26 protein-coding genes and 1 pseudogene are annotated in these 26,547 nt (G+C 67.3%); 12 read left to right on the forward strand and 15 right to left on the reverse strand.

Going from position 1 to position 26,547, the window contains the following annotated elements; all coding sequences use genetic code 11:
* Positions 1-9 precede the first annotated feature (9 nt).
* Together ACSUZC_RS22650 and ACSUZC_RS22655 are read right to left on the reverse strand one after the other, a co-directional pair.
* The gene (locus tag ACSUZC_RS22650; protein WP_439030686.1) at positions 10-1,404 is read right to left on the reverse strand and encodes a phosphotransferase family protein; all 1,395 of its coding nucleotides are present in this window, start codon (positions 1,402-1,404) and stop codon (positions 10-12) included.
* Between the two features lie 81 nt (positions 1,405-1,485).
* The gene (locus ACSUZC_RS22655) at positions 1,486-1,863 is read right to left on the reverse strand and encodes a YybH family protein (protein ID WP_439030687.1); all 378 of its coding nucleotides are present in this window, start codon (positions 1,861-1,863) and stop codon (positions 1,486-1,488) included.
* Between the two features lie 98 nt (positions 1,864-1,961).
* Between ACSUZC_RS22655 and ACSUZC_RS22660 the strand changes: the two genes are divergently transcribed.
* Positions 1,962-2,846: a LysR family transcriptional regulator gene (locus ACSUZC_RS22660; RefSeq protein ID WP_439030688.1), complete on the forward strand. Its 885-nt coding sequence runs from the start codon at positions 1,962-1,964 to the stop codon at positions 2,844-2,846.
* 206 nt (positions 2,847-3,052) lie between these two features.
* Positions 3,053-3,139: pseudogene (locus ACSUZC_RS22665) on the forward strand (HNH endonuclease); the annotation flags it as partial.
* Between the two features lie 36 nt (positions 3,140-3,175).
* On the opposite strand, the gene ACSUZC_RS22670 reads toward ACSUZC_RS22665, so the two are convergent.
* The 3 genes from ACSUZC_RS22670 to ACSUZC_RS22680 are packed head-to-tail and all read right to left on the reverse strand — an operon-like array spanning position 3,176 to position 5,028.
* Entirely contained in the window at positions 3,176-3,949 is a 774-nt protein-coding gene (locus tag ACSUZC_RS22670; RefSeq protein WP_439030689.1) for a hypothetical protein, read from the reverse strand.
* A 16-nt stretch (positions 3,950-3,965) separates the two neighbouring features.
* A complete protein-coding gene (locus tag ACSUZC_RS22675; protein WP_439030690.1) occupies positions 3,966-4,391 on the reverse strand; it encodes a CoA-binding protein in 426 nt (141 codons plus the stop codon).
* Between the two features lie 46 nt (positions 4,392-4,437).
* Positions 4,438-5,028, reverse strand: coding sequence for a TetR/AcrR family transcriptional regulator (locus tag ACSUZC_RS22680; RefSeq protein WP_439030691.1), 591 nt, complete (start codon positions 5,026-5,028; stop codon positions 4,438-4,440).
* Between the two features lie 115 nt (positions 5,029-5,143).
* Between ACSUZC_RS22680 and ACSUZC_RS22685 the strand changes: the two genes are divergently transcribed.
* Both ACSUZC_RS22685 and ACSUZC_RS22690 read left to right on the forward strand, forming a co-directional pair.
* Positions 5,144-6,277 carry a phosphotransferase family protein gene (locus ACSUZC_RS22685; RefSeq protein WP_439030692.1) on the forward strand — a complete coding sequence of 378 codons (1,134 nt, stop codon included), beginning with the start codon at positions 5,144-5,146 and terminating at the stop codon, positions 6,275-6,277.
* Between the two features lies 1 nt (position 6,278).
* Complete coding sequence (locus tag ACSUZC_RS22690; protein ID WP_439030693.1) at positions 6,279-7,439, forward strand: hypothetical protein; 1,161 nt, start codon at positions 6,279-6,281, stop codon at positions 7,437-7,439.
* 26 nt (positions 7,440-7,465) lie between these two features.
* Here ACSUZC_RS22690 and ACSUZC_RS22695 read toward each other — a convergent pair whose 3' ends face one another.
* From ACSUZC_RS22695 to ACSUZC_RS22710, 4 genes are all read right to left on the reverse strand, one after another.
* Positions 7,466-8,134: a response regulator transcription factor gene (locus ACSUZC_RS22695; RefSeq protein ID WP_439030694.1), complete on the reverse strand. Its 669-nt coding sequence runs from the start codon at positions 8,132-8,134 to the stop codon at positions 7,466-7,468.
* On the reverse strand, positions 8,134-9,720 hold the full coding sequence (locus tag ACSUZC_RS22700; protein ID WP_439030695.1) for an ATP-binding protein: 1,587 nt from the start codon (positions 9,718-9,720) through the stop codon (positions 8,134-8,136). The genes ACSUZC_RS22695 and ACSUZC_RS22700 overlap by 1 nt, the downstream gene beginning before the upstream one ends.
* A complete protein-coding gene (locus ACSUZC_RS22705) occupies positions 9,698-10,120 on the reverse strand; it encodes a hypothetical protein (RefSeq protein WP_439030696.1) in 423 nt (140 codons plus the stop codon). Before ACSUZC_RS22705 ends, ACSUZC_RS22700 begins: the two co-directional genes overlap by 23 nt.
* 93 nt (positions 10,121-10,213) lie before the next feature.
* Complete coding sequence (locus ACSUZC_RS22710; RefSeq protein WP_439030697.1) at positions 10,214-10,627, reverse strand: winged helix-turn-helix transcriptional regulator; 414 nt, start codon at positions 10,625-10,627, stop codon at positions 10,214-10,216.
* A 100-nt stretch (positions 10,628-10,727) separates the two neighbouring features.
* Between ACSUZC_RS22710 and ACSUZC_RS22715 the strand changes: the two genes are divergently transcribed.
* Positions 10,728-11,231 carry a hypothetical protein gene (locus ACSUZC_RS22715; protein WP_439030698.1) on the forward strand — a complete coding sequence of 168 codons (504 nt, stop codon included), beginning with the start codon at positions 10,728-10,730 and terminating at the stop codon, positions 11,229-11,231.
* On the opposite strand, the gene ACSUZC_RS22720 is transcribed toward ACSUZC_RS22715, so the two are convergent.
* The gene (locus tag ACSUZC_RS22720; RefSeq protein ID WP_439030699.1) at positions 11,147-12,220 is read right to left on the reverse strand and encodes an alpha/beta hydrolase; all 1,074 of its coding nucleotides are present in this window, start codon (positions 12,218-12,220) and stop codon (positions 11,147-11,149) included. The genes ACSUZC_RS22715 and ACSUZC_RS22720 overlap by 85 nt on opposite strands.
* Before the next feature lie 239 nt (positions 12,221-12,459).
* Here ACSUZC_RS22720 and ACSUZC_RS22725 point away from each other — a divergent pair, with 239 nt between their 5' ends.
* Entirely contained in the window at positions 12,460-13,029 is a 570-nt protein-coding gene (locus ACSUZC_RS22725; protein WP_439030700.1) for a type 1 glutamine amidotransferase domain-containing protein, read from the forward strand.
* Positions 13,030-13,040: 11 nt separating this feature from the next.
* Here ACSUZC_RS22725 and ACSUZC_RS22730 read toward each other — a convergent pair whose 3' ends face one another.
* Entirely contained in the window at positions 13,041-13,652 is a 612-nt protein-coding gene (locus tag ACSUZC_RS22730) for a maleylpyruvate isomerase family mycothiol-dependent enzyme (protein ID WP_439030701.1), read from the reverse strand.
* A gap of 3 nt (positions 13,653-13,655) precedes the next feature.
* Positions 13,656-15,653 (reverse strand): OPT family oligopeptide transporter, encoded by a 1,998-nt coding sequence (locus ACSUZC_RS22735; RefSeq protein ID WP_439030702.1) that lies wholly within the window; start codon positions 15,651-15,653, stop codon positions 13,656-13,658.
* A 252-nt stretch (positions 15,654-15,905) separates the two neighbouring features.
* Here ACSUZC_RS22735 and ACSUZC_RS22740 point away from each other — a divergent pair, with 252 nt between their 5' ends.
* Positions 15,906-16,553, forward strand: a complete 648-nt coding sequence (locus tag ACSUZC_RS22740; protein WP_439030703.1) for a TetR/AcrR family transcriptional regulator — start codon at positions 15,906-15,908, stop codon at positions 16,551-16,553.
* A gap of 12 nt (positions 16,554-16,565) precedes the next feature.
* On the opposite strand, the gene ACSUZC_RS22745 is transcribed toward ACSUZC_RS22740, so the two are convergent.
* Positions 16,566-18,167 carry a GMC oxidoreductase gene (locus tag ACSUZC_RS22745; protein WP_439030704.1) on the reverse strand — a complete coding sequence of 534 codons (1,602 nt, stop codon included), beginning with the start codon at positions 18,165-18,167 and terminating at the stop codon, positions 16,566-16,568.
* Positions 18,168-18,635: 468 nt separating this feature from the next.
* Between ACSUZC_RS22745 and ACSUZC_RS22750 the strand changes: the two genes are divergently transcribed.
* On the forward strand, positions 18,636-19,472 hold the full coding sequence (locus ACSUZC_RS22750; RefSeq protein WP_439030705.1) for an SDR family oxidoreductase: 837 nt from the start codon (positions 18,636-18,638) through the stop codon (positions 19,470-19,472).
* A gap of 16 nt (positions 19,473-19,488) precedes the next feature.
* On the opposite strand, the gene ACSUZC_RS22755 is transcribed toward ACSUZC_RS22750, so the two are convergent.
* Positions 19,489-19,923: a DUF5313 domain-containing protein gene (locus ACSUZC_RS22755; protein ID WP_439033206.1), complete on the reverse strand. Its 435-nt coding sequence runs from the start codon at positions 19,921-19,923 to the stop codon at positions 19,489-19,491.
* A 101-nt stretch (positions 19,924-20,024) separates the two neighbouring features.
* Here ACSUZC_RS22755 and ACSUZC_RS22760 point away from each other — a divergent pair, with 101 nt between their 5' ends.
* The 4 genes from ACSUZC_RS22760 (at position 20,025) to ACSUZC_RS22775 (ending at position 24,763) form a co-directional block, all read left to right on the forward strand.
* Positions 20,025-20,519: a MarR family winged helix-turn-helix transcriptional regulator gene (locus tag ACSUZC_RS22760; RefSeq protein WP_439030706.1), complete on the forward strand. Its 495-nt coding sequence runs from the start codon at positions 20,025-20,027 to the stop codon at positions 20,517-20,519.
* 32 nt (positions 20,520-20,551) lie between these two features.
* The gene (locus tag ACSUZC_RS22765; RefSeq protein ID WP_439030707.1) at positions 20,552-21,730 is read left to right on the forward strand and encodes a CaiB/BaiF CoA transferase family protein; all 1,179 of its coding nucleotides are present in this window, start codon (positions 20,552-20,554) and stop codon (positions 21,728-21,730) included.
* Between the two features lie 115 nt (positions 21,731-21,845).
* Complete coding sequence (locus ACSUZC_RS22770) at positions 21,846-23,378, forward strand: catalase (RefSeq protein WP_439030708.1); 1,533 nt, start codon at positions 21,846-21,848, stop codon at positions 23,376-23,378.
* Positions 23,379-23,482: 104 nt separating this feature from the next.
* Complete coding sequence (locus ACSUZC_RS22775) at positions 23,483-24,763, forward strand: competence/damage-inducible protein A (protein ID WP_439030709.1); 1,281 nt, start codon at positions 23,483-23,485, stop codon at positions 24,761-24,763.
* Positions 24,764-24,785: 22 nt separating this feature from the next.
* Here ACSUZC_RS22775 and ACSUZC_RS22780 read toward each other — a convergent pair whose 3' ends face one another.
* Positions 24,786-26,432, reverse strand: a complete 1,647-nt coding sequence (locus tag ACSUZC_RS22780; RefSeq protein WP_439030710.1) for an acyl-CoA synthetase — start codon at positions 26,430-26,432, stop codon at positions 24,786-24,788.
* Between the last annotated feature and the right edge of the window lie 115 nt (positions 26,433-26,547).

Consider the following 26,547-nt stretch of genomic DNA (forward strand, 5'->3'; position numbering starts at 1 on the left):
ATGGCCCGGTCACGGATGCGGGACCGCGAAGTACCTGGGGTTCGCGACCAGCAGCCGAGCGCGCACGTCGGCAACGATCGCGTCGCGCACCTTGTCGTCGCTGCCGTCGAGCTCACCCGTCCGGAGCCCATCGCACAGCGCCCGCTGGTCGGCGACCCCGAGCGTGCTCAGACGTTGCGCGCTCTCGGCCGTGTGCCGGGCACCGAGCAGTTCCTCACGCCGGACGACGTCGACGACGTTGCCCGCGACCCGGGTGTGGAACCGCACCTGAGGCGTCAGGTCGGCCTGCATGGCGTCCGACCGGAGGAACTCGGCGAGCGCTTCGAGCAGTTCGGAGGTGCTCGGGGACCCGTACAGATCCTCGCGGGTCGCCGATGGATCGTCCAACGGGTCGGCCACGGGTTCAGGGGTCACGAGACCCAGGTCGAGCAGTGCGTCGAATTCCTGCTCGGCGCTGCGTCTTCCGATCGCGACGAGTTCGACGGAGCGTTCGACGCCGTCGAGGTGCCGCGCGGCCTGGACCGCGCAGATCAACCCCCACTTCACGGTGGCGTAGAGCTCCCACCACCGCAGTGCCTCCTCGGTGGGCCGCCATCCGGCCACGTCGGCGTAGGCGTCCAGCAGGGTCGATCGATCACCCATTCCGGCAACGGGCGTCGAACCGCCGAACCGCCAGGCCTTCGCGCACAACCACCCCAGATCTTCCACCGGGTCGCCGATGTGGACGAGTTCCCAGTCCAGCACCGCGGCAACACCGTCGGGGTCGACGAGGAGGTTGCCCAGCCGGAAATCGCCGTGCACCAGGCAGTCTCGATTCGACGCGGAGGTCCTGTTCTCGGTGAGCCACTGCGTGGCCAGCACCAGACCCGCGGGCATGGTGTCGAACTCGCGCGGGAACAGCCGACGCAAACCCTCGATCGGATCGGTGAGCTCGACGAGGCCGGGGGTCTGCGAGGTGTCGATCGCGTGGATGCGTGCGAGGATCTGACCCGCCTGTGTCGCGAATCGGGATCGTGCACCCGCGTAGGCGTCGTCGCGCAGGATTCGTCGCGGAATCGATTCTCCGCCGATGAAATTCATCGCCAGGTAAGGGAAACCCAGCACGTTGTCGGGCTCGTCGAAACCGGCGTCGAGGATGACCGGCACCGGGACGCCCGCGTCCGCCGCCGCCCGGAGCACCTGGGCTTCGTCGCGCAGTCCGCCGTCATCGGCGGCGGCGGGTACGGCGCGGATGATGATCGGCTCGGTGGTGCCGGAGCCGTCGACGAGCGTCGCCGCATACGTTGCGCGGCTCGCGCCTGCGGGGAGGCGGCGAGCCGAGTCCACCGTGATGGTCGTGCCGCGCGTCGTGGCCAGTCGTGACGCGATCGTGGCGGCCACTTGTCCCGCTTCAGGTGCTCCCACGCAATCCCGTCCCTTCGCGCCGCCTCGCTCGCGGGTGTAACCGCCGACACAGCGAAGCTAGCACGAAAGCTGAATCCATCCTCAGAAATCTCCGCCGCTCGGGGTCTGGAACTCGGGCTGGTCGATGATGCGCACCCAGGACCCGTCAGGCCGCCGGGCCACCACCTGCGCGCGGGCGCCGGCGCCGTCGCGGGGAGGTGTCGATGTCAGCGCCAGATCGTCTCCGAAGACGAGCGTCGGCAGCGGCGGCTCCGGTACGAAGGTCGGCCGGTGCTCGAGAACCGATGCCCACAGGTCGCGGATGGCCTGACGACCCCGGGTCACTTCGCCGGGCGGGTAGGCCATCACGGCGTTCTCGTCGTACAGGGATGCCACCGCATCGGCGTCTGCCGCATTGGAGAATTCGACGAACAACCGGGTGAGGTCTTCAGGGCTGCGGGCGGTTTCGTAGGCGGTCATCGCTGGTCCTTTCGTGGGGAGTTGTTCCACTTCCACGGTGTCGGCGATACGCCGATAAGTCCAACTGATGCTCTTGATGGTCGGTATCATCGTCAGTTATGGAACTCAGGCAGCTGGAGTACTTCGTCGCGGTGGCGACCGAGGGCGGATTCACGGCAGCGGCCAACCGGGTGCACACGACTCAGCCGAACATCAGCGCACAGATCCGCGGTCTCGAACGTGAACTCGGGTCGGCTCTGTTCGACCGGTCCGGTCGCACCGTCCGGCTCACCGATGCAGGTGTCGCAGCGCTACCCGCTGCGCGCGAGGCTCTCGCCGCGGCCGAGAACGTGAGCCGCGCGGTCGCCGACGTGGACGGCCTACTCCGCGGCAGCCTGTCGATCGGGATGGTCGAGGGCTGCACCATCGCACCGCTCTTCGCGACGCTCGGTGACTTCCGGTCGGCCCACCCGCAGATCGAGTTGAGCCTCAGCGAATCTCCCTCCTCGGACCTGATCGCAGCCGTCGACGACGGCCGGCTCGACGTCGCACTGGCCGGATACGGGGACGATCTGCCCGCCGGGGTCGAGTCCCTGACGGTCATCGCCGAGCGCGTCGTCGCGGTCGTGCCGGCGGAGGCGCACCCTGCACGGCGGACCGTCGGCATGCCCGCACTCCGTCGGCAGTCGCTGATCTGCCTCCCCGCCGGCGCGGGAATCCGGGCCGTGTTCGACGCCGCCGCGCTCGCGCAGGGTGAGCCCGTGCGGCCCGGGATCGAAGCGTCGTCTCCGGACGCCATCATCGAATTGGTCTGCAGCGGAATGGGTGTCGGCATTCTCAGCGAATCGATCGCCGACGCGGATGAACGCGTCGTCGGACTACCGATCCGGGGCGTCGAGACACTGGCCCGCCTGGGTCTGCTGTGGCGGTCCCGACCATCCCCTGCGACCACGCGTTTCATCGAGCTCGCCCGCGCGGCTTTCGGTGTTGCTGCACGGGCTTAGACCTCGATCTACGGACCGACCCTCGACCTGAACCTCTGAACAACAACACGCACAAGCACTCAGACCACTCCCACCGTCACCACCGTCCTGGGACATGACCCAAATATGGTTGTTGTGATGTATCGGGTCTTCGGTGACAGTTTGTGGCCACGAGGCTTTCCGTTGCCGACGTACTTGATGCCAGGGCTGGGGTCAACGGGTATGGGCTCGTGCCGCCCGCCACCATCGACCCGCACCGCCGACCGCTACCCGCCAACAACCGGCGCACCATGCGACTCGACGATGCTGCCTGAATCACTCTGCACGACCACCGGTCGCAGGTCGACAGATCAGGGGCCGACAGGCTTGTCACTTGCGCCTGTGCCCGCGGGAGCGGCTGCCGGGGCAGCAGGCTCGTCGGTCGGTTTACCGGCGACGAGATCGCCGATGCTCAGACCCCAACGGCCCCAGCGGCCGTCGAAGTTCTTCGCACGATCGCGCGCCTTCTCCACCTTGGCGGGTGAGTAGCGGCGTCGCGCCCAGGCGGAGTGGGGCCGGGCGACGCGGATCGCCCCGACCCAGGCGAACACCGGGATGAACACACCCACGATCGCCGTGGAGAACTTGCCCTTCAGCACGCACAGGATCGCGCACGCGATGTTCACCGGCACCGTCGCGACCAGAGCGACCGGACCGATCTCGAGATCGGCGTCCTCGAGAGGATTGAAGCCGAGCAGCGCCATGCCCAGGGCAGCCACCGCCAGGGCCACGACCTGTACCGACAGTTGCCCTTCCGGCGACCAGTACACGTCCTGCAGACGCAGGATGAGTGCGAACTCGTCGAGCACCAGGGAAGCGCCGATGCCGATGAGCACCGCACTGATCTCCGCCCCCGGCGACGCCCCGTTCACGCCCACCGAGAGGAAGGCGCCGACGATCGTGAGGATCAACCCGGGGACCATGTGGTGCACGTGCACACCGCCGGAGACGTTGTTGCGGAACGGCCCCTTGCCCGCGCGGATGAGCCGGGTGATCACCCGGGTCACCACGAACGTGACCACGAACGACGCGAACAGCAGAAACAGCGGAAGTCGTTGGTGCGTCAGTTCGTCGAGGAATGTCACCGGGCCACGACCGTCGTCAGGCGGGAACGATGCCGGTGCGACGCTGCTCGATGATCAGGCAGCGGTCCTCGACGTACAGCAGGCCCCCCTCCTCGGCGATCGAGCGCGCCTCGTCCGAGCGGATGCCGAGTTGCAGCCACAGCGCACTCGCGCCGGCCGCGACGGCAGCCCGGGCGACGTCGGCGCACTCGGGCCCGGGACGGAAGACGTCGACGAGACCGACCTGCTCCGGGATGTCGGCCAGCGACCGGTACACCCGCTCCCCCACGATCTCGTCAGCAGCGGGATTCACCGGGATGATGCGCCACCCATGGTTCTTCATGTACGCCGGAACCTCGTTGGCGGCCTTGGACGGATTCGCGCTCGCCCCGACCACGGTGATGGTGTCGTAGGTGGACAGGATCTGTTCGACGGCCTCGTCGATGCTCTTCGGTGCGGTCATCTCACGAGTGTAGGGCGGCGGCCGCGCCCCCTCGCGGCCATCGCGTTCACCGGACGACACCGTGCACGACGAGCGCGCTCAGCTGGGCGGCCCAGGCGGCGTCGAACCGTCGTCCGTCCCGGAGCAGCAGCGCGTGGAGCATCGCGGCTCCGCCAACCGCCTCGATGAGCCGATCGGGGTCGACGTCGGGATGCACCTCGCCGCGTTCGACGGCCATCACCAGGCGATCCCGCAGCGCGCCGAACACCTCCGCGAACCCCGAATGGACGCGCGCCGCCAGCTCGGGATCGGCGGCCATGTCCGAGATCAGTCCCGGCAGGGCCGCGCGGGTCACCGGGCTGGCGAACAACTCGCGGGCCGACTCCACCAGCGTCCGGATGTCGTCGGCGACCTCGCCGCTGGACGGTGGCAGACGCGTCATCCGTGAGAACGCCAGATCATGGACCAGCTCGGCCTTGCCCGACCAGCGGCGATACAGGGCCGTCTTCGTCGTACCGGCGCGCTCGGCGATCGCCGCCATCGTCAGCTTCCGATAGCCGACATCGACGAGCAGCTCCGCGGCGGCGGCGAGCACCGCGGAATCGATACGCGCATCGCGAGGGCGGCCGGCGGCCGGTTCGGCGACCTCTGATGTCATCGTGCCCGCCCTCCGCCGGAGATTTCGCGAAGTCGCTGCGAACCGCGCGAGGAGTCTGCTGTCATAACGCTACTCACCGTAGCGAATGTCGCGGTACCGAATCCCGGGGGTGCCCATGGCCACCGAACCCGCCGTCGAGCAGGTCGACCACCTACAGCGTTCGAGCAGGGACAACGCATCGGTCCCCGAGGTGCTGTCGCGCTGGCTCGCGGATCAAGCAGACACACCCGACGCCGCACCCGCGGTCCGTGTAGAAGCCGGCGGCGACAGCAACGGCATGTCCTCGGAGACCATCCCCCTCTCGGTGACCTGGCCCGAATCCCCTGTCCGGGAATGGGTGATGCGGATGGCGCCGGCGGCCGACGACATCCCGGTCTTCCGCTCGTACCGAATGGACCACCAGTACGACACGATGCGTCGGATCGCCGAACTGAGTGATGTCCCGGTACCCGCGGTACATCATCTCGAACCGAGCGGATCCCTCCTCGGTGCACCGTTCTTCCTCATGGACCGGTGCTCGGGCGAGGTACCGCCCGACGTGATGCCGTACACGTTCGGCGACAACTGGTTCGGCGACGCCCCGCCGGCCCGGCAACAGGACATGCAGGATTCGATCATCGGCGTGATCGCCGACCTCCACTCCATCCCCGACGCCTCAACTCATTTCGGGTTTCTCGTCGACGACCTCCCGCCGGGTGAGAACAACCTGTCACGGCTCCTCGTGTGGCTACGGGACTGGTACGACCTGTCGGTCGAGGGGATCGGCCGGTCGCCGCTCGTGGAACGGGCCCTCGCCTGGCTCGCCACGCACTTCCCGGAAGACGTGGCCCGCGACGAATCCGTGCTGTCCTGGGGTGACGCCCGCCTCGGCAACGTGATGTTCGCCGACTTCGCGCCGACGGCCGTACTCGACTGGGAGATGGCCCGCCTCGGGCCTCGGGAACTCGACGTCGCATGGCTGATATTCGCGCACATGGTGTTTCAGGAACTGGCGACGATGGCCGGGCTCCCCGGACTTCCCGACCTGCTCCGTGAGTCCGACGTGCGCGCCGCCTACCGGGATCGGACCGGCGTCGAACTGGCGGATCTGCGTTGGTTCCACGTCTACGCCGCCGTCCAGTGGTGCTGTGTGTTCATGCGTACCGGCGCGCGACGCGTGCACTTCGGCGAGCTCGACCGTCCCGACGACGTCGACGGCGCGCTCTTCTACCACCGACCGTTGCTCGAACGACTCCTCGAGGAGAACTGAGATGGCCACATCCGGGGACACGACCCGATCCGGGGTGGGTCCGATGGACGAGTTCCCCATTCATCAACTGCCGCAGCCGATATCGTGGCCGGGAAGCTCGGACCGGAACTTCTATGACCGCGCCTACCTGAACGCCCACGACCGCAGCGGCGACATCTTCTTGATCACCGGCATCGGCTATTACCCCAACCTCGGGGTCAAGGACGCGTTCGTCCTCATCCGACGCCGCGGGCAGGACGGCCCCGACACGCAGACCGCACTCCACCTGAGTGATGTGATCGACGACAACAGGCTCGATCAGCATGTCGGCGCATACCGGATGAGCGTCGACGATCCGCTGCGCGAGCTCCATCTCACCCTTGCCGACACCGAGGGCATCGCCCTGGATCTGCACTGGGAGGGCCTCTTCGACGCCGTGCTCGAGCAACCACACGTCATGCGGCAAGGCGCGAAGGTGACGCTCGACGCGCAGCGCTTCGCCCAGGTCGGGGCCTGGCGGGGCACCATCACCATCGACGGCGAGGAGATCGCCGTCGACCCGTCGACCTGGATCGGGAGCCGCGACCGCTCGTGGGGAATCCGACCCGTCGGCGAGCCCGAACCCGCAGGCCGGCCGGCAGATCCGCCCTTCGAGGGTATGTGGTGGCTCTACATCCCGATGGCCTTCGACGACTTCCAGCTCGTCCTCATCGTCCAGGAGGACCCGTCCGGTTTCCGGACACTCAACGACTGCACCCGGGTGTGGAAGGACGGACGGATCGAGCAGCTGGGATGGCCCGCGATCACGGTGCACTACGCGTCGGGGACACGCGTACCCACCGGGGCGACGATCACCGCAACCGGTGCCGGCGGATCGGCGGTCACCCTCGAGGTGACATCGCATCTGCCCGTGCCCATCCACGTGGGCGGCGGGTACGGTGGCGATCCCGACTGGACGCACGGAGCCTGGCGCGGTGCGGGTTTCACCGAGCGTCTCACCTACGACATGACCAGCGCGGACATCGCCGGGCGAATGGCGTTCGGGGTCATCGATCATGTCGGGAGTGCCGTGTGTCGCGAAGCCGACGGGACGGCACGCACCGGCTGGGGCCTGTTCGAGCACGGTGCGCTCGGGCGGCACGACCCCTCCGGGTTCGACGACTGGTTCGGCGTCGCGCCCTGACGGTCCGGACCGGCCGTCGAGCCGGGTCAGTCACCTGCGCGCAGGCGGTACCCCATGCCGCGGACCGTCTCGAGGCGGTGCGATCCGATCTTGTTGCGCAGCGCCCGCACGTACACATCGACGACATTCGACGCCGGGTCGAAGTCGTACCCCCACACGTGGCCGAGGATCTGCTCGCGGGACAGCACCTGGTCGGGGTGTCGCAGGAACACCTCGAGCAGGGCGAACTCACGAGCGGTGAGATCGACGGTGTCCGCATCGACCCGCGCGCGACGTGACTTCAGATCGAGCCGAAGATCGCCCGCGGACAACGAGTTCTCCGACGACACAGCCGAATCGTCCACCAGTCGGAGTCGGATGCGCGCCAGCAGTTCGGCGAACTGGAACGGCTTGGTCATGTAGTCGTTTGCCCCGCCCTCGAGCCCGCTCACGGTGTCGCTCACGCTGTCCCGGGCGGTGAGGACCACGACCGGCGTCGTGATGCCCTCCCCGCGCATGGAGTACAGGACATCGAAACCGTCCATCGTCGGGAGACCGATGTCGAGGACGACCATGTCGAAGGCGCCGCTGCGCACCGCTTCGAGTGCCGACATTCCGTCGGACACGTGCTCGGTGCTGTAACCGGCTGCGCGCAGACCGTTTCCGATGAACGACGCGATCCTGGCGTCGTCCTCGGCGATGAGAACGCGGCTCATCAGGTGGTCCCCTCTCCTGTTTCGGGCGGTGCGTCGGACGACGTCGGGGCGAATGACGATGGATCGGGGGCGGGTATGTCGATGCCGAACGTCGCCCCGTGCCCGGGGACGCTGCGCACCCAGGCGACGCCTACGTGCGCGTCGGCGATGGCCCGCACGATCGCGAGTCCCAGCCCGGCACCGGATGAGTGTTCGGGGGCCGAACTCGTCCGTCCGCGCTGGAACCGTTCGAAGATCTTCGCCGCATCCTGCGCCTCGACGCCCGGACCGTCATCGGTGATCCAGATGGAGAGGTGGCGCTGCGACCCCGAACCGGTGAAGCGCGAACCCAACTGGATCACCGAGCCCGCACGGGTGTGACGGACCGCGTTCGACGCGAACTGCAGCATCGCCTGGGTGATCCGTTCGGGATCCAGCGAACATGGACCTTCGGCCACCTCCATGAGCAACCACTCCCGCTCGCCGAGCGGTTGCACCTTGGATTCGATGTCGAGCATCAGCTGGGCGGCGTCGACGGTCCTGGTGACGACGAAGTCCGGTTGTTCGGACTTGGCCAGCAGGAGCAGATCCCCCACGATGCGCCCCATCCGGACCAGCTCGCTGTCGACGAGGTCGAGGGTCTTGCGTCGCTCGTCGGGATCGTCGGGCAGGAGCTCGAGATGACCCCGGACCACGGTGATCGGTGTCCGCAGTTCGTGTCCGGCGTCGTCGACGAACTGTCGCTGCGTGATGTAGGCGCTCTCGATGCGATCGAGCATCGCGTTGAAGGTCTGTGCAAGAGCGGCGATGTCGTCACGACCGTGCACCGGGACGCGCGCGGTCAGGTCGTTCTCCCCGATCTCCTCGGCGACGGTGCGGACGCTGCGCACCGGGGCGAGGATGCGGCCGGCGACCAGGTACGCGACCCCGGTGGTGATGATCATGCCGGCCAGGCCGACGAGGGCGAGGACCCGCATCGTCCGGTCGACGAGCTCTCGGCCGGGATCGGTGTAGATCCCGACGATGAACGTCCCCGGTCTCGACGACGCCGGTGTGGTGCCCGGTGATCCGGCCCCGATGGGTTCCAGATCGACCTTCCCCCAGCGAATCTCGCCGTGCGTGGTCATCAGGACGCCGGCCGAGCCGGGCTGGGAGCGCAGCTCGTCCAGGACGCGACTGCCCTCGCCTGACGCGGGCCAGGCGTTGCCGGGCAACTCGAGGATCTCGTTGTCGCCGACCACGCCGGCCATCACCTCCCCCTGGCCGGCCGACTGCCGTGACAGGAACACCTCCAGAAGTCTCGACACCGAATCGAACGGCTGCGAGGTGGTGGGGTCGACGCCCTCCGCCGCGAACGTCCGGAACTCGCTGGCCTCCTGCGAGACGTCGTTGTTCGCGCGACTGTCGACATCGCGCAGCAACAGGTTGCGGGTCATCACGAACACCACGGCGAGGAGCAGGAACGTGGTGAGCATGATCCACGCCGTGATCCGCCATCGCGCCGGAAGCGCGGGCCGCTGTCGCGGACCCGCGCTCCCGGTGTCGGCTCCCGCGTGCGGGGTGTCCGCACGAGAGGCCCTGTTGTCAGTCGTCGAACCGGTCGTCATCGACGCCATCGTCCCAGTCGTCGTGCTGGTCGTCGGATTCGAAGCCGTCGTCCCGGTCATCCCGCTGGTCATCTATGTCATCCCGCTGATCGTCACAATCATCGTCCCGCACGCCGGGCCGGTTGTCGCACCGGTCGTCGTCGTCGACGTACAGGTTGGGGGCCACAGCGCGCGGGACCGGCGCTCCCGGCGGGGTCTGGGGCACCAGCGGCTGTGTGTGAGCCTGGGCCTGCGTCGTCGATGCTCCCGGTTGTTGTGACTTCTCCGCCGCGACGTCGACCGGCACCGCATCGGACGCCAGGCTGGGTTCAGGGGATCGGATGAGGAAGAAGGCGGCGGCGACCACGGCGACCGCGAGCGCACCGAGGGCGAGGGCGGCGAGTACTCGTGAGATCTTCATGTCGGTAACGATGTCCGACGCCGGTGAGGCGTCGATGAGGCGTAGATGAAGGTTTTTTCATCTACGCCCCGATCGCGTGGTGATCGCCGGGACTCAGCGGTGTGCGGTGTCGTTCTCCTGTGCGTACCTGGGTTCGATCACGCTGTGGGCGTAGCTCTTACCCCATTCGTTGAGAGCGGACACGAAAGGAGCCAACGCCTGCCCCTGCTCGGTCAGCGAATACTCCACCCGGGGAGGTACTTCCGCGAACGCCGATCGCGTGACGATGCCGTCGGATTCGAGTTCGCGCAGCTGTCGGGTGAGAACTCGGGGCGTCACCGGGCCGACTGCACGTCCCAGCGCGCCGTATCGCATCGGACCGTCGAGCAGGTTCTTGACGATCGTCATCTTCCAGGAGCCGCCGAGGACCGCGACGGCCACTTCGACGGGACACACCTCGTAAGCGCGTCGTACCGAGTCCCGCAGGTTGGGTTGGTTCAGCTGGGCCGGCTCGCTCAGTTGGGGCACAGTGATCCTCCATCCACTCCATCCATGGGGACAATCTCGTCCATATGGACGAAAATGTGCATACTACCCGTCATGACACAAGTGGGCTAGACAGAGAGTCATGACCAGTTCTGCACCTGACGTCGACGATGTGGCAGGCGAAAGAGGCTTCGCGCGCGTCACCTCGCCGACAGCCGGCGCGGCAGCCGGATTGACCGCCCTGCTCACGACCGTGGTCATGGCGTTCCTCCATGGCTCCGAGGGTCTGCCGAGCGCGATCGCGATGAGCGGCGCGGTAGCGGGGATGGTCTTCGCCGTCATCGGTCTGCAACTACAGGCCGCAGTCCTGATCCTGAGGGATGGACGGTGGGTGCCCGCCGCACTGGCGGTCACGATCTGCGTGACAACGCTCGTCACCGGCTGCCTGATGGCGTGTGCGGCGCCCAGCGCCGCATGGCTGCTGCTCGGGGTCGCCGCAGCGGTTGCCGTGTACGTCGCCGAGCTACCGGGAGCAGTGAATCGTCGGCAGGCTATCGACGATTACGCGCTCAGGCCGTCGAGAAACTCCTCGATCGCCGGCCAGGTCTCCTCGACCGCGGCCGACCCCGCGATGAGACCGAGGTGACTGGTCTCGACCGTCGTGAACTCGACCTGCGGCGACCCGCTGAGCAGCTCGACGCCGTGATGGGCAGCGGCCCAGCTCACGATCGCGTCGCGATGGCTGCCGAAGAGCGCAACCGGGACGGTGACACGTGAGAGATCGACCGTGCGGCCGTCGAAGTCCAGAACTCCCCGGCCGAGTTCGCCGCGCATGATGAAGTTCTCCCACATCTGCTCGGAGACCTTGCCGGGATACCCGGGCATGGTCTCCTGGAACCGGTCGATGGCCTTCATCCGCGTGAGCGCCTCGGTGTCGTCGGCGTTGCGCATGATGTACCCGGGCTTCTTCAGCTCGCGCTGCCACGCGGTTCCCCGATACGCCACCCGGACCAGCGGGGCCGGAATCCCCCCGAGGGCCTTCAGCGCGAGCGTCACCGGCGTGGACCCCACCGGCCGCATGAGCCTCTTCACCAGCGGATAAGGCGGCACCTTCGAATAGTCGAGGGGCGTCCCCACCGCGGTCACCGATCGCACCGGCAGTTCCGGATCCGCGGCCACGGTGAGCAGGCTGAGGGTGCCTCCGATGCTCCACGAGAGAAGGTCGACGCCCATGCCTTCGGCCTTGGCCGAGCCCGAGAAATCGGCGACGACACCGGCTATCGCACCCGGGATGATGTCGTCGAAGAAATCCGCGAACCCCAGGTGCCGGTCGGCCCGCGTCATCTCCCCGAAGTCCAGCACGTACGGAACGCGGCCGGTCGAGAGCAAGAACTGCACCACCGACAGATCCGGCGCCAGGTCGTAGCACATCGTGGACACCGCGAGCGGCGGGACGAGCAGCACCGGCGGGTGCCCTGATCCGAGAGCGACGGCGACCTCGTCGTCGGTGCCGTAGCGGCGCAGTACGCGGTGTGGTGCGTCACCGATCACGGTGAACGGGGTCTCGTGCGATTCACCGATTCGTCCACCGCGCGCCAGGTGCACCAACGTCGCCACCGCGTTCAGACCGCCCACGGCCCCCTCCTCTTCCGCATCACCGGAGGACATTCAACACCGGCGACCGACCACGGTGCAGTTTGGGGTTCGAGCCCCGGGGGTACGGAACGAGTACAGGCGTCGGTTGATCCGCGCCGACGATCAAGACGCGGTCGGACCCACGACTGGCGCACCACGACCTCCCGGCCGGAGTGATCACCGAAACTCTCGGTTCTCGTCCCGGCAGAGGTCGGTGCGCACGAGGAGGCACAGCAGACATGGCCGAAGAACTCAACGCCATCACCGTCGCATTCCTGGTCGCCCAGGAGGGCACCGAGCAGGTCGAACTCACCGAACCGTGGAAGTCGATCCAGGCGTGCGGCGGCAAGCCGGTGCTGGTGTCCATCGAGTCGGGCACGATCCAGGCGTTCGATCATCTCGACCGGGCCGACACTTTTCCCGTCGATGTCGTGCTGGAGGACGCCCGCGTCCTCGACTTCGACGCGCTCGTCCTGCCCGGCGGCGTAGCGAATCCCGACTTCCTGCGCGCTTCGGCACCCGCCGTCCGCTTCGTCCGCAGCTTCTTCGAGGCCGGCAAGCCGGTGGCCGCCATCTGTCACGCACCGTGGACGCTGATCGAGGCAGACGTGGTGCGTGGGCGCACGCTCACGTCGTTCCCGAGCATCAGCACGGATGTCATCAACGCGGGCGGCACCTGGGTCGACGAGGAAGTGGTCATCTGCCGGGACGGCGACAACGTCCTCATCACCAGCCGGAAGCCCGACGACCTGGCCGCTTTCAACGCCGGCATCGTCGCCGAGTTCGCCCACGCCGCGGTCCCTGGCTGAGGCCGGTTCTCTCAGACGACCGAGATCGGCTCCGACGAACGCCCGGTGAGGGTGAGCAGCGCCTGCTCGCCCTGACCGGTGCGAGCGGCCGTCGCCGCAGCCGTCGACAGCGCGGACGCCAGGACTGACGTTGGCAGCGCACCGTCGACACCGATCGCGCGGCTGATGTCGAGACCGTGCACGGCGAGTTCGAACGTCCGGGTCGGCAGGTAATGCGACAGCAAGATGCCGCCGAACGGCGTGGCGAGCGGCCGATCATCGATGTCGTCGAGCAGGTCGAGAGCTCGTGCGCGCAGAGTCTTGACGCTCGCCCGGGGGTCGTCGCCGAGAGCGAGGCCGGCGTCGACCCCACGCTGCAAGACCGACGCCGGGTCTCCGTACCCCTGGATCGACGCGTAGTACGCCGCGGTGGAGTCGAGGTCGATCGTCGAAGCGGACTCGGCGAGGTAGGTGACGACCGTGGTCAGTGACCTGGCGGTGTGACCGACCAGCGAGCGCAGCGACCAGTCACCGAGACCGGGACCGTCCCACCGGTTGTCGTCGATCCCGTCGACGAGGCTCACGAAATGGTCGGCGCCGGAGCGGAAGTCGGCGATGGCCTGCCGTAAGAACCGTTCGTCCACGAGTCACTCCTTCCGGGTCCCGGGTGTCGTCTCCGGCACGCTGCCGCTCGCCGTGGCGATCTTGCGGACCCGGTCGTAGAGGAAGACGATGGTCGCGGCGAAGACGATGACGCCGAGGATCTGGGCCCATCGCTCGAACCCGTCGCCCACGATCGCCAGCGCCGAGTCGTCGCCGGTTGCTGCCACGATCCCGGCGAAGACCACTCCGAACAGGGCTTCGCCGACGATGAGACCGGTGGCCAACAGGACGCCCATCCGCTTCTTGTGTTCCACTGCGCCGCCGCTGCGTTCGGCCCACCGGTTGTAGTAGTGACCGATGAAGGCCCCGATCGGGATGATCAGGACGACCGACATCGGCAGGTACATGCCCATGCCTACGGCCAGCGGCGGCAATCGGAATCGCCCTGCGCGGCCGAGGAGTTCGTCGATCACGATGACGGCGGCGCCGATCAGCGCGCCGATTCCGATGAGACCCCAGTCGAGATCGGCCCCCAGCACCCCTTGGGCGAGGGTCGTCAGCAGGCCGGCCTGCGGTGCCGCGAGGGCGTCTTCGGTCGCTCCCGGGGCGCCGACGAATCCGAAGGCGTCGTACATCAGCTGCAGGATCGGCGGGATGATCGCGGACCCGAAGAGCACGCCGATGATCAAGGCCACCTGCTGTTTCCACGGTGTCGCCCCGACGAGCTGGCCGGTCTTGAGGTCCTGCAGGTTGTCGTTGGAGATGGTGGCCACACCGAACACGACCGCGGCGGTGAACAGTGTGTAGGCGATCAGCGCGTCGGTCTGCGAGGCGTCCGCGGGTCCGAAGGTCAGCTTGACCAGCAGCGCGGCGATGAGGACCACCAGGATGCCGACGCCGGAGATCGGGCTGTTTGACGACCCGATGAGTCCAGCCATGTATCCGCACACCGCCGCGACGGCCAACCCGATGACGAACACGAAGGCGATGCTGACCGCGATGATCCCGGTGGCACTTCCCTCCAGGACCGTGTCGTGGACGAAGTCCCACAGCAGGAGACCGATCGGGATCAGCAGAACGAGGATGCTTCCGCCGACGATGTTGATCGGCATGTCCCGCTCGGTGATGTCGACGGTGACCCCGTCACGACGGGATCGCGTCGAGACCATGGCTGCTCTGATGCCCCGCACGATCGGACCGACGACCTTGATGAGGGTCCAGATGGCGGCGATGGCGATCGCGCCGGCACCGATGAGCCGTACGTCGTTGGCGAAGATCGAACTGACCGCATCAGCGAAGTCCTCTCCGCCCGTCCGGTTCTGGGTCTCGATGGGGAGCAGTACGACGTAGGAGATCACCACCCCGACGAGCATCGCGATGCCGACGGTCACCCCGACGAGATGCCCGATGCCGATCAGCGACATCGACAACCCGGCACTGAACAGCGTTCCGCCGGTACCGATCTTGATCGTCGTCGAGATCGAGTCGCTGAGCACCTTCAGTTTGGTGAGCAGCGCGAAGACGGCCGACCCGACCGAGCCGATGACGATGGTGCGGAGCCCGGCCTTGTTCTCGGCGGCACCGCCGGACGAATCGCCGACTTTCAGGACCTCCGCTGCCGCAACGCCTTCGGGGTAAGGGAGGTCGGATCCGGTGACCAACGCACGACGCAGCGGGATGGAGTACATGACGCCCAGGACTCCGCCGATCGCGCACACGGCCACCGTGATCCAGTACGGGAAGCCCGTCCACCACCCGACGATCACCAGGCCGGGGATGACGAAGATGATCGCCGACAGCGTCCCGGCCGCCGACGCGATCGTCTGGACGATGTTGTTCTCCACCACCGAGTGGTTGGCGAAATACCGGAGGATGCTCATCGAGATCACTGCCGCGGGGATCGCCGTGGCGAACGTCAGCCCGACCTTGAGGCCGAGATAGACGTTCGCGGCGGTGAACACCAGGGTGATGACACCACCGAGGAGAATCCCTCGCAGCGTCAGTTCCCGCAAGCTCGCGGTGGCCGTGGGCGCAGTCGCCATCGAGTCCCCTCACACAGTCGTGACCGCCGACCGCCCCCATCGGTCGATGCGATCACTCGGTCATCGTCGATTCACCTTAGGTCCGGGTACCCCGGTGCGCACCAACTTGCTGTGTAGCCGGTGGTCGGCTCGCGCGTCGTAGCGGCCGACACTTCGCACCTTGCCGGTAATGTCGGACTCTCCATGCTCGCCGACGGGTGACGGCCCCCGATCCCACACCGCGAGTCGCAGACGTTAGGGCATCATCGATCCATGAGCGAGGGGAAGACGGAGCAGTCTGCCCGGACGCGTCAACTGCTGATCAGCACGGCCGAACGGCTGATGGCCCTCCACGGCGTGTCGGCGGTGTCGAACCGACAGGTGAGCAAGGCCGCAGGCCAGGGCAACAACTACGCGGTCGGCCACCACTTCGGGTCCAAGGACGACCTCGTCCGCGCCACCCTCACCACCCACAACGTCCCCATCGAACGGTTGCGTGCGAAATGCATGCAGGCCGTGGGACCCGAACCCGGCGTGCGCGACTGGCTTCGGTGCCTCGTCGGCCCGGAGATCGAGTATCTCGCCCAGCTCGGCGCCCCCACCTACTTCGCGCGGTTCTTCGCCCAGGTGTCCAGCGATCCGGCGGCCACCGCTCTGCTGTACGAGCAATTGGCCGGCTCCACCGTTCTCACCCAGATCCTCGACCGCTTCTACGCCAGCCTGCCGGAGTTTCCCGACGATGTGCTCGAGGTCCGCAACAACATGACCCGCCACCTGATCGTCAACGCGCTCGCCGACATCGAGCGCGCCGCCGAATCAGGCGGCGGCCCGGCCACGTCGTGGCAACACCAGTGCGATCTCGTCGTCGACGCCCTCGCAGGCATGTGGCTCGCGCCGGTGACGTCGGAGCAGTCCGGCTGATCCCGAGCCCGCTCAGATCACCACGCCCACATCGTCGGCCACGATGCGGTCGAGTGCCCGCTCGGCGACCGCGGCGATGGTCATGGACGGATTGCACGCCGCGGTGTTGCCCGGCATGAGGGCGCCGTCGACGACATAGAGGCCACGCTGCCCCTTCACCCGCCCTTCGAGGTCGCACACCGTGCCCATGTTGGCGCCACCGAGCGCGTGCCAGGTCGACGGGAACACCGCGTTGGTGTCGGTGAGTATCGCGTCCGGACCGGCGATTCGACGGACGGTGCGGTCGATGTGTTTGGTCTGGATCTCCGAGTCACCTTCGTGCGGCCACCGGATCACCGCGTCACCGACAGCGGAGTCGTAGGTGATCACCCCGCGTCCCGAGCTGACACCGAAACCGACCATCATCGTCGTGCCGATGTAGGCGGGCAGCGGCGGCAGCGAGGCCTGGATGATCGTGAACGCGCTCTTCGGGTCGCTCCAGTTGGGGCTGCCGAACACCACCGGGCCGCCCTGTACCGCACCGAAGTCGATGCTCGGGCTGGTCCAGGTGTAGATCCGGTCGGCGTTGGTTCCCCAGCCATGCCCGAGCCCGTCGGGAAGATCCCCGATGCTTCCGGTTGCCTGCGCCTTCACCAACAGCTTGGTGGTGTTCACGCTGCCCGCGGCCAGAAAGACCGTCGGCGTGATCAATTCCTTGTGCTCCAGCACATTTCCGAACTCGTCGGTGCGTTCCACCTCGAGCGCCCACTTGCCGTCGGGACGACGGCCGACCCGACGCACGGTGTGCAGCGTACGTACTTGCACCCGCCCGGTCGCCTCGGCCTCGCGGATATAGGTGACGTCGACGCTGTGTTTGCCGCCGTTGTTGACGCCGATGGCACCGTCGCCGTTGGTGTACGCGGGTTTCATCTCGCCCCGCAGTTCGGCCTCGGCATATCGCCAGTCGATGGGCATCGGGATCTTCTGTAACGGAAGACCCTCGGCGCGAACCTGTTTCGCGAATTGCCGGGGTGCCAGATACTGCGGTGACCGCACCACGGAGTCCGGAGCCACCGACGCACCCAGCATGCGAGCCACCCGTGGATAGTGCACCCGGTTCATCATCTGCCAGTCGAGCGCGTTCGGGAAGTGCTCGGCGAACACCGCCTCGCTCGGCTGCAGGGTCATCCCCTGATAGACCAGCGACCCGCCACCGAGGCCCGCCGGGCACAGCGCGGTCATGTTCACTCCGGCGACCGATTCGAACAGTCCCACATAGGGTTCGACGCTCAACGGCTTCCCGAACAGGTTCGGGGTCGACTCGTGCCAGAGCATCCGCTTGTCAGGGCTCGAGGCGCGGGGGAAGGTCTCCGAGTTCGGCCCTGTCGGCCATCGTCGGCCACGCTCGAGCAGCAGCACTGGCACACCGGCCTGCGCGAGACGGAGTGCGGCGACGCCGCCGCCGAATCCCGAGCCGACGATCACCACCCGATGTTCCTCGCGGGTCCGGCGTACGCGTCGGCGAGGTGAAGCCGATGCGACGGAGGAGTTTCCGGCCACGGCGGCCGCACCTGCGGCGGTCACCGCCCCCGCCGTCTTGAGGAATGTACGTCTCGTCTGGAACGCCCCGGTCATGGATCTCCTTGTCGTCGACGCGAGAGTTGTTCTCGGCGTTCGGTCATGCCGGCAGTCGGGCAGGGTGGAGCCGGCCATGCCGGAGTTCAACACGCCGGTGGCGGACATGCCGGTGGTGGTGCGGCCGGGAACAGGTCGCGAGCAGGAGACGAGTGGCGAGGCGTTGGACGCTGTCGCCTCAGCAGCATTCGGCATCGGGACGGATGTGTCAAGGGCAACACCGTTGACCTGGAATGACCTGGGTCACCGATGCGCACCGCTTGACAGGCCCTCAGTCATGTGACTGAATCTGTGGCGGGAACAGGACTCGAGACCTTGCGGCACCGACGGCGCGAGGCGTGGGCACGGGCGTGGGCTCGGTGTGCAGAAAGCCGCACCGCGGTGTGCGACCGACGAATTCGCGCTGTCAGCCGGTCTGTCGCACGCGTTGCTACGATGACGCGACCAATTCGGCGGCCGGGGAGCTACATGTCTGATCATCTGCAGGGCAAGACCATCATCATCACCGGGGCCGGTGGTGGTTTCGGCAAGCTGATCGCCGAGATGTGCGCCGCCGCAGGCGCGCACGTGGTGGGTGTGGACATCGACGCCGAGGGGCTCGCTCGCGTCGTCGACGGCATCGCGGACTCCGGCGGCTCAGCTGTCGCCCACGTCGCCGATGTCACCGACATGGGTCAGATGAGAGCAGCGGCCACCCTGGCCGTGGAACGGTTCGGTGCGATCGACGTGATCGTGAACAATGCCGGGGTCATGCCCCTTGCCTTCTTCGCCGATCACGAACGGGCGTGGGAGAAGTGGCACAAGGCGATCGACATCAACATCAAGGGTGTCGTGAACGGGATCTCGGCGGTCTACGACCAGATGATCGCCCAGGGCCGCGGACAGGTCGTCAACATCGCGTCGATCTATGGCAACGGCGGCTTCGAGGGTTCGGGCGTATACAGCGCCACCAAGGCGGCGGTCACCATGCTGTCGGACTCACTGCGCATCGAGGCCAAGGGCAAGATCAAGGTGACCACCGTCAAACCCACCGGTGTCGCCGGAACCAATCTCGCCAGCTGGATCGTCAACGACCGGGCCATCCGCGGGATCGTCGGTCAGCGGGCGGCGTCGTACCGCGAGCACATCACCGAGTTGATGCAGGGCACTCTGCCGGCCGAGCTGACCGACGTCGATTCGGTGAAGTACTGGCTCATCACGCCCGAGGATCTCGCCCGGGCCGTCGTCCATGTCATCGATCAGCCCTGGGGGATAAGCCTTTCCGACGTGACGGTGCGCGCGAGCGGCGAGGACTACCTGTACTGACCGGTCGGTCCGCGCTCTAGCCGAAGTTGCCGGGCTGACGGCGCTCGCCTCGGTACTTACGGTGGTACTCGTCGTAGAGGTCGGCGTTCTTCTCCCGCTCCAGCTTGTTGACCAGTTCCGGATTCAGGCCGTGCTGGACCAGCCGGTGTCTCCGGTAGACGCGGTTCAGCGCGATCGAGAAGAAGAGATACGCCAGCAGGATCGGCATCGTCATCGTGATCCGCACACCCCAGTCGGCGGGGACGAAGAGCATCGGGATCAGCACGATGATGCAGGGCACCGCCCACCGGACCACCATGCGCACCGACGCGCCAGGCCCGGCGAGGTCGTTGGTCACCCAGTCCAGCATCGACTTGGGCAGGCGCGCCCAGTAGGCGTACTTGACGTACTCCCAGGCGTTCGGCGTGGTGCGCTGTGTGGTGGTCACTTCTCGATCGTGCACCACATGCATCGGGTTATCCAACGTCACCTACCCCACACGAACTGGGTAATCTGACCGGCAACCCGCCGAGGTGACTCGGTCTGCCATCACACGAGAGGACCCGCGATCGCATGGGTTCGGACATCAGCGCGACGCCGGATGACGCCTTCGAGGTCGACCCGATCAGCGGACTAGAGGCCGAGCTCACCGACTTCTGGCGGCGCGGGCGCGTCCGCACCCGACTGCGTGCGCGCGCCATCGACTCGCGTCTGGATCCGTCGTGCTATCCCCTCATCGCCGTGCTGGCCCGGTACGACTCCATGCCGATGTCCGATCTCGTCACCGCCGTCGGCATGGAGAAGTCCACGGTCACCCGACAGATCGACGCGATCGTCCGGCTGGGGTTGGCCGAGCGACACCCGGACCCGGAAGACGCACGAGCGCGGGTCGTGATCCTCACCGATCACGGTCGCGAGCGCATCGGGGCCGTGCTCGCGTCGGCGATCACCGAGTGGCGGGCACGGCTGGCGCAGTGGGACCCCGATGACATCCGGAAGCTCACCGAGCTCCTGCACCGGCTCGGCGAGGCGACCAGCGACGCGGAAGACACCCGCACACCGCGTTGACGAGAAGCGACACAACGGGTGATCCTGGGCCGGTGAATCCGGACCAGGGCCCGCTGCCGCTCGAAGGCATCACCGTCGTCGCTCTCGAGCAGGCCGTGGCCGCTCCCCTCGCCACACGTCACCTGGCCGATCTCGGTGCCCGGGTCATCAAGGTGGAGCGGGTCGGCGACGGCGACTTCGCACGCCATTACGATGCCGCGGTCCGAGGCGGGGTGGGAACCCATTTCGTGTGGCTCAACCGGGGCAAGGAGTCGGTGGCCCTCGACCTCAAGACCGATTCCGGCCGCAACGCGATCACGACACTGATCGCGGGAGCCGATGTGTTCCTGCAGAACCTCGCTCCCGGCGCCGCCGCCCGGCTCGGCCTGGCCGCCGAGGATCTGCGCGCCGACCACCCCGAACTCATCGTGGTCGACATGTCGGGGTACGGCGACGCCGGTCCCTTCCGCGACCGCAAGGCCTACGACATGCTCGTCCAGGCCGAGGCGGGACTGATCTCGGTCACGGGTACACCCGATGAGATGTCCAAGACCGGGATTCCGACGTCGGACATCGCCGCGGGGATGTACGCGCTCACCTCCGTGCTGTCGGCGCTGATCCGGCGTGCCACCATCGGGGTCGGCGCGCGGGTCTCGGTGTCGATGTTCGACGCCACGGTCGAATGGATGGGCCACCCCATGTACATGCGGCTCTACGGCGGGCGGCAGATCGCGCGCGCCGGGCTCGGCCACGCCGCGATCGTGCCCTACGACAAGTACCCCACCCAGGACGGAACGATCCTGATCGGCGTCCAGAACGATCGCGGCTGGGACGCTCTCGCCCGAGTTGTCCTGGAGCGTCCGGACCTCGCCGACGACCCTCGATACCGAACAAACATCGACCGCGTCTCCAGGCGGGCGGAGGTCGACGACCTCGTCGGTACCGAGACCAAGCGATTCACGACCGCGGAGCTCGACCTCCGGCTCGCTGCGGCAGGCGTCCCGGCCGCCGAGGTCCGTGATCTCGAAGGCGTTGTCGCGCATCCCCAGCTGAGCGAGCGGGACCGGTGGCGCGAGGTGGACACCGAGGTCGGCCCGGTCAAAGCCGTGCTGCCGCCATGGACTTTCGACGACGTCGAGCCGGCGATGGGTCCGGTCCCCTCGCTCGGACAGCACACCGATGCCGTCTTGCGGGAATTCGGGATCGACGTTCCGGAGGCCCCATCGTCATAGGACCGTCGTCGTAGGACCGTCGGCGTAGGACCGTCGGCGTAGGATCGTCGAAGTGGACCTGCAGCCCTCGGGTCTACTTCCTCATGCACGGATACGACGACCTCTCGGAGGCGATATGTCCGACGATTCTCTGTTCACCACTCGTGATTCGGGTGCACCGGCGGGGAGTGACGAGCACTCCTTGACCGTGGGCGCCGGAGGACCGATCGTCCTGCACGATCACTACCTGATCGAGCAGATGGCGCAGTTCAACCGTGAGCGCATTCCCGAGCGTCAGCCACATGCCAAGGGCAGTGGCGCGTTCGGCACTTTCGAGACTACCGAGGACATCTCGGCATACACCAGTGCCGCCCTGTTCCAGCCGGGCGTGAAAACCGAGATGGTGGCGCGCTTCTCGACCGTGGCAGGCGAGCGCGGCAGCCCCGACACCTGGCGCGACCCACGCGGTTTCGCACTCAAGTTCTATACGTCCGAAGGCATCTACGACATGGTCGGCAACAACACGCCGGTCTTCTTCGTCAAGGATCCGATGAAGTTCCAGCACTTCATCCGTTCGCAGAAGCGGCGTCAGGACAACAACCTTCGCGACCACGACATGCAGTGGGACTTCTGGACGCTCTCGCCGGAGTCGGCGCATCAGGTCACCTGGCTGATGGGTGACCGGGGTATCCCGAAGACCTGGCGGCACATGAACGGTTACAGCTCCCACACCTACCTGTGGGTCAACGCCGAGGGCGTGAAGCACTGGGTGAAGTACCACTTCAAGTCCGACCAGGGTGTCGAGAGCCTCACGCAGCACGAGGCCGACCAGATGGCTTCGGCGGACACCGATTTCCACACGCGCGACCTCTTCGAGAACATCGCGGCGGGCAACCATCCGAGCTGGACGCTCAAGGTGCAGCTCATGCCGTTCGACGACGCGGTGAGTTACCGGTTCAATCCGTTCGACCTGACCAAGGTGTGGCCGCATGGCGACTACCCGCTGATCGAGGTCGGCAAGATGACCCTGCACACCAACCCGGTCGATCACCACACACAGATCGAGCAGGCGGCCTTCGAGCCCAACAACGTCGTGCCGGGTATCGGTTTCAGTCCCGACCGGATGTTGCTGGCGCGCGTGTTCTCCTACGCCGACGCCCACCGCCACCGGATCGGCGGCAATTACAAGCAGATCCCGGTGAACGCTCCGCGCAACGAGGTCCACTCGTATTCCAAGGACGGCGCGATGCGCATCCACAACGTTCCCGACCCCGTATACGCCCCCAACTCGAAGGGTGGTCCGTCGGCTCTCTATCCCGGTCAGGGCGAACCCCAGTGGGCGGCGAACGGCGAGATCCTCCGCAGTGCCTACGTCGACCATCCCGAGGACGACGACTGGGGTCAGGCCGGGACGATGGTCCGCGAGGTGTTCGACGACGAGCAGCGCGAACGGTTCGTCGACAACGTGGTCGGCCATCTGCTCAACGGGGTCTCCGAGCCGGTCCTGCAGCGCGCTTTCGAGTACTGGCACCGCGTCGACCCCGACATCGGGGCCCGGATCAAGTCCGGCGTGACCGAGAAGCAGGACGAGTCGGATCCGAAGGCCGACGACCAGGCCAACCCCGCGCGGTCGTCCGCACAGGAGAAGGCCAAGGCCGAGAAGGCCTGAGCTCCTGACCCCGGTGTCACCGAACCGGTCGTCACCGAACCCGTCGAACGCGCCCTCCGCTCCGGTGGGCGCGTTCTGCGTCGGTGGCCACTAGTCTCGGTTCCGTGAGTGTGCGCGCAGGCATCGTGGTCACCGGAACCGAGGTACTGACCGGCAGGATCGCCGATCAGAACGGACCGTGGGTGTCCGAGGAGCTCCTCGCCCTCGGGGTGGACGTCGCCCACATCACGATCTGCGGGGACCGGCCCGCCGACCTCACGGCACAACTCCGCTTCCTCGCCGACCAGGACGTCGACCTGATCGTCACCAGCGGCGGTCTCGGTCCCACCGCCGATGACCTGACCGTCGCCACCGTCGCCGCATTCTGCGGCCGCGAGCTGCTCCTCGATCCCGGACTCGAGGAGCACATCGCCGCGATCATCCAGCGCTGGCGCGGGGTCGCATTCGACGTTGACTCGGGTCCGACGAGGGCGGGGATCCGCAAGCAGGCCCTCGTACCGGTCGGGGCCGCTGCGGTGCCACCCACCGGTACCGCGCCGGGTGTCGTGATCCCGGCGTCCGCGGGGGTGCCGACCATCGTCATCCTGCCCGGCCCGCCCAGCGAGCTCCAGGCGATGTGGCCCACCGCCATCGCCACCGCAGCGGTCGCCGACGTGCTGTCCCGCGCCGACGAACTGCGGCAGGAGACCATCCGCGCCTACGGTCTGCTGGAGGCGGAACTCGCCGAGACGTTGCGCACGGCGGAGACCTCCGTGCCGGCGTTCGACAGACTCGAGATCACCACCTGCCTGCGCCGGGGCGAACTAGACATGGTCACCAGGTTCGCGGTCGCCGACGCACCGGCCTACGACGCGCTGCGCGAGTTGTTGACCGAACACCATGGGCGACAGATCTTCTCGTTTGACGAGTCGACCATCGACGACCATCTCGTGGCCGCTCTCGGCGGTCGGTTCATCGCGACGGCCGAGAGTTGCACCGGCGGTCTCGTCGCCGCGCGCCTCACCGATCGTCCGGGATCGTCGGCCTACGTCGCCGGCGGTGTGGTCTCGTACTCCAACGACGCGAAGACGGACCTTCTCGGCGTGCCGGCAACGCTCATCGAGACGCACGGGGCGGTCAGCGTCGAGGTGGCCGCGGCGATGGCCGAGGGTGCGCTCGAACGATTCGGCACGGATGTCGCGGTGTCGACAACCGGGGTGGCCGGGCCGGGCGGTGGCACCGAGGCCAAGCCGGTCGGGACGGTGTGCTTCGGCATCGCGATATCCGGCCGCCCCACGGTGACGGTCACCCGGAAGTTCCCCGGCGATCGCGAACGGGTTCGGTCGCTGACCACCACGGCCGCACTGCATCTCGTCGTGCGCGAGCTCAACGCCGACGCCGGCTGAGTGCGCTTCGGGACTCGAAGGGTCAGAGCGGCCCGGTCGGCAGGTGCCTGCGCACCAGCTTGCCGGTGGGGTTCCGCGGGAGTTCGTCGACGAAGACGACGTCCCTCGGCACCTTGTACCGGGCCAGATGGGCCTTGACGTGCGCCTTGATGTCCTCCGGTGTCGGGTTCGCACCAGGTGCGGCGATGATGAAGGCGCGCAGACGTTTTCCGTACTCGTCGTCGTCGACCCCGATGACGGCGACATCGTCGATGTCGGGGTGGCGGCCGAGGAGGTTCTCGACCTCGAGCGGGTACACGTTCTCACCGCCGGAGACGATCATGTCGTCGTCGCGGCCGTCGATGTGGAGTAGGCCGTGCTCGTCGAACCGGGCCATGTCGCCGGTGGACATGTACCCGTCGATGATCTCTTTGTTGCGCCCGTCGGTGTACCCCTCGAACGGGGCGCCGTTGCGTACGAACAGCCTGCCGCGCACATTGGTTCCGGAGATCCGCTTGCCCTCGTCGTCGAAGAGCGCGAGTCGGCTGGTGACCGGCGCGCGGCCCACCGTTCCGGGCGCCAGCCGCAGTTCTTTCGGCTGGGCGACTGTGGCGATGGCCACCTCGGTCGAGCCGTAGAGGTTGTAGAGCACGTCACCGAAGGTGTCCTGCACCGCCTCTGACAGGGTCGGCGAGAGTGCAGAACCCGCGAGCACGATGATCTTCAGCGACGACACGTCGTACTTGCCGATGACATCGGGTCCGAGGGCGACCATGCGGTGCAGCATGGTCGGGACCGCCACCAGTACCTCCGCCTTGTGCTCGGCGATGGCAGCGAGCGTCTTCTCGGCATCGAACCGGCGCATCACCACGGTCTTGTTGCCCAGTGCGGTGCCCACACCCCACAGCGCGAACCCGGTCGAGTGGAAGATCGGCGACACGATCACCATGGAACTGCGCTGCGGCAACGGGATGCGGTCCAGGAGAAGGGCACTGGCAAACGGCGACATCTTCGATCGCTGGGCGCCCTTGGGGAGACCGGTCGTGCCGCTGGTCAGGATGACCAGTCCGCCCCATTCGGCAGGCTCGGGGGGAGTGGACGTGTCGCCGCTCTCGACGATGTCGTCGAGGGTTCGGACGCCGTCACCGATCGGTCGGTTGCCGTCGATCCAGGTGACGATGCGCAGGGTGTCGGCGGGCAGGGTGTCGGCGAGGTCGGTGAACTCCTCGTCGTAGAGCATCGCGACGATCTTCTCGCGCTCTGCCACCTCGGCGAACTGGGTCTTGCCGAAACCGGTGTTCATCATGGCAAGACGGAATCCTGCCTTGCCCGCGGCGCTCATGGTGGTCAGCAGGCCGCGATGGTCCCGTGCGATGACACCGATCACCGCTCCCGGCTTGATCCCCGACGACAGCAGGTGGTTCGCGAGCGCGTCGGCGTGTGCGTTCAGTTCACCGAAGGTGAGCTCGCCGTGTTCGTCGGCGACCGCTCCGGCCTCGGGATACTCGTCGGCACCGTGGGCCACCGCCGCCGCGCACGGGCCGATGATCTTGGCACGCTTGACCGTGGTCAGCAGTTCCTTGGGACGTGTCGGATCCACCAGACCAGACCGCCGCAGGACCTTGAACGCGCCGAACGCGTCCTGAGCCGATTCGACCACCGTGCCGACCGCGCCGGTCACCGAGACCATGTCCACCCCACCTTTCGCGGCTGGGCCGCGTCATCGTTCTCTCCAGGTTCGGCTGCGCGCTCGACGCACCTCTGGTCACCTTCGTCACCAGCCGCGATACAGGTGCAGGATATTG

Origin of the sequence: Gordonia terrae (assembly GCF_051789125.1) — a bacterium.
GTDB classification, from domain to species: Bacteria; Actinomycetota; Actinomycetes; order Mycobacteriales; family Mycobacteriaceae; genus Gordonia; species Gordonia terrae_A.